This window comes from Candidatus Obscuribacterales bacterium (assembly GCA_036703605.1).
GTDB lineage: Bacteria > Cyanobacteriota > Cyanobacteriia > RECH01 > RECH01 > RECH01.
In genome coordinates this window covers 1-2426 of the sequence record DATNRH010000665.1, presented here as the reverse complement: position 1 = coordinate 2426, position 2426 = coordinate 1, and the positions used below count along the sequence as shown (strand labels likewise).

General features: G+C 54.6%; 5 protein-coding genes. All 5 read right to left on the bottom strand.

The window, feature by feature from the left end:
• Positions 1-223: prepilin-type N-terminal cleavage/methylation domain-containing protein (locus V6D20_14060; protein HEY9816904.1), on the bottom strand; the 223-nt coding region annotated here is incomplete at its 3' end.
• 26 nt (positions 224-249) lie between these two features.
• Positions 250-732: a type IV pilus modification protein PilV gene (gene pilV / locus V6D20_14055; protein ID HEY9816903.1), complete on the bottom strand. Its 483-nt coding sequence runs from the start codon at positions 730-732 to the stop codon at positions 250-252.
• A 1-nt stretch (position 733) separates the two neighbouring features.
• The gene (locus V6D20_14050) at positions 734-1177 is read right to left on the bottom strand and encodes a GspH/FimT family pseudopilin (GenBank protein ID HEY9816902.1); all 444 of its coding nucleotides are present in this window, start codon (positions 1175-1177) and stop codon (positions 734-736) included.
• Positions 1177-1653 carry a type IV pilin protein gene (locus V6D20_14045; protein ID HEY9816901.1) on the bottom strand — a complete coding sequence of 159 codons (477 nt, stop codon included), beginning with the start codon at positions 1651-1653 and terminating at the stop codon, positions 1177-1179. Before V6D20_14045 ends, V6D20_14050 begins: the two co-directional genes overlap by 1 nt.
• 439 nt (positions 1654-2092) lie before the next feature.
• The coding region (locus V6D20_14040; GenBank protein ID HEY9816900.1) for a hypothetical protein at positions 2093-2426 on the bottom strand (334 nt) is incomplete at its 5' end.

Here is a 2426-nt window from a genome sequence, read left to right as displayed (position 1 = left end):
CATCAAGAAAATCGGTATAGCTAGCACTTCTGATATCATAGGAAATTGAATCAACCAGAAACCTGAGAGATGATTGACGTTCAGCGAGAGCTAACTCATGATCAAATGACTTCTTCCCCACCAGAAAAAGCTGAAAGGCGCCCAGTGTAATCAATAGACTAATCACCAGCGCCACCATCAGCTCGACGAGGGAAAAGCCTTGCTGACATTGATGTCTTGACATTAGTCAAAGCCTCTTATTAAAGTACTTCAAGCATTCTCTCCAATCAGGCTTGCCACATAAACCAGTTCGGACACGCTCTCATCGCCAAACCGTTCGTCAACCCATTGAACGGTTATGGTATACTTACATGCTACTGTGCCATCCTTCACTACGGTCTGCGTCCCGGTTGAACCATCACTATCCATTACCAATGACGGAATAAATTGTTCCCATTCATCATGCCACTGCTCCAAGATGGTTTTTTCAGGGGTACTACCTGCAACCACATGTGTGGCCTCTGGACAGACAATAGAGGCAGGAGCACCTCGTCCAAGCTCTACCCAAAGCCTTTCAACAATGTCTTGAGCTGCGATGGTCGCAATCGATCTCTGGTAAGCCACATGTGTATTTTTCATTGACTTTACCTGCATCATGGCGAGACCAAGCAAACCGACAGAAAGAACCAACAAGGCAACCAAGGCCTCTATCAATGTAAACCCGCGCGCCTGTAAGGCCAGTCTTCTGAGCATCTCAATCAGCCTTGTCTATATTGCCTGCAGCATTAACTTCCAGCCGGGAGCTACCAACCGTAATCTCACAAGGAGAAACAAGGCCATCTGTATTTTCGCACTGAGCCAAACGACCCAGCGGGCTGAAAGTCACCGTAACAGTATCAACATCTATCTGACCATCTTTTGACTCTACAACCCTGATCACAGAGTCATCCTTATCAAGAATTTTCACCACCCACTTCCCTGATGTACTATCAACATCAACCCGAACATTTTCCCGCTTTTTCACTGCCTCACTTCTTGCATAGTGGAACCCTGCCAACACTTTGTTGAACTCAGCTGCTTGACGATTACTAGAAATAAAGTTCTCAAGATTAGGCATCGCAATGGTGGCCATAATAACTATAACGGCTATGGTCACGAGCAGCTCTATCAGAGTAAAGCCATGGCTTCTCTTATTCATTACCAGCACTCACCAGGGTCTCCAGTCAGATTGCCATCAGCATCTGTACCGGATCCAGAACCTTTCAACCCATTGCTCTGAACCCACAACACTTCACAGCCTTCGGAAACATTATTGACAGCAGAAGCTTTCAGCGCAAAGGTTGAGCCATCTGCAAAAGTCCCACCGCTGGTTGACACAAGCGAAATGGGGTCATAATGGCCGTCTGGCGATGAATCAGTCACAAGGCAGCTACTCAGGTACTGGCTGTTCACGGTATAACAGCGTTCCATTTCCTGCGCTGCCTGCATAAGACCTGATTGACCATCCGACACCCTTGCCCGCTCCACATAACCTTGGTAACTCGGAATCGCAATCGCTGCCAGAATCCCGATCACGGCAACCGCAATCATCAGTTCGATGAGCGTGAAGCCGGCGCTGCGCCGGCTGCTGCCTGAGGGGCCCTGGGGCCTGGGTCGTGTGCTTGTGGGGCTCACGCGGTGCGTCTCCCTGCGGGTCAAGACATTTGTTTCAGTATGTATCAAGATGTGGCGTTTCGATAGGGTGAGGGAGCAAAAATGCCATGCTGCCGGGTGAGGGGCTGCTTACTCGCCGGTCTGGCCAGGGCATGTGGGCTACTGGAGCCACACGAGGTCGAGGAGGAGAGTGCGGTTCTGAGGGGGGATTGCCATTTCAGCCGCTGCAGGCGGCACCATCGCTGCGCGATGGATCGCGCTGCAAGCAGTGCTCTCACGCCCCCATCCTGCCAAGAGGGTAGATCCGCCATCGCTGCGCGATGGATCGCTCAGCAACCCGGAACGCCGGACCGAGAGCCCCTACGAAGCCCCTTCCCTGCAAAGCCCTCACCTATATGAAGAACGCCGCCGTCATGGGCCATGACGGCGGCGTTCATGTCTCGGCGCGGGGGAGGGCTCGCTACTCGCTGGCGATGACCCGCTCGCGCAGTTCGCGGGGCATGGAGAAGGTGATGGTCTCCTCGCGGCCGGCGAGTTCCTCGGGGGCCGTGGCACCCAGCGCCTGCAGCCGTTCGATCACCCCCTTGACCAGCACCTCGGGGGCGCTGGCGCCGGCGGTGACGCCGATCACGCCGACCCCGTCGAGCCACGCTGGGTCGACCTGCTCGGCGCTGTCGACCAGGTAGGCCGGGGTGCCGACCCGCTCGGAGAGCTCGCGCAGGCGGTTGGAGTTGGAGCTGTTGGGGCTGCCCACCACCAGCACCAGGTCGGCGCCGTCCGCCAGCTCGCGCACG